Below are 255 nucleotides of genomic sequence, written 5' to 3'. Positions count from 1 at the left end.
ACGCGGGCGCGCGCGTGGTGCGCGTGGCGACCCACTGCACGGAAGCGGACATTTCGAAGCAGCACATCGAATACGCGCGCGAACTCGGCATGGACACCGTCGGCTTCCTGATGATGAGCCACATGACCACGCCGGAGAACCTCGCCATCGAAGCGAAGAAGATGGAGAGCTACGGCGCGACCTGCATTTACGTGGTCGATTCGGGCGGCGCGCTGACGATGAACGATGTGCGCGACCGCTTCCGCGCGGTGAAGG

Annotated in this window: 1 pseudogene; it reads left to right on the top strand. The window is 64.3% G+C overall.

Annotation, left to right across the window (positions count from 1 at the left end):
- A pseudogene (locus AB4Y34_RS42450) lies at positions 1 to 255 on the top strand (4-hydroxy-2-oxovalerate aldolase); the annotation flags it as partial.

Source organism: Paraburkholderia sp. BR10954 (genome assembly GCF_040965775.1).
GTDB lineage: Bacteria > Pseudomonadota > Gammaproteobacteria > Burkholderiales > Burkholderiaceae > Paraburkholderia > Paraburkholderia youngii.
This window is presented reverse-complemented; position numbering and strand designations above follow the sequence as displayed.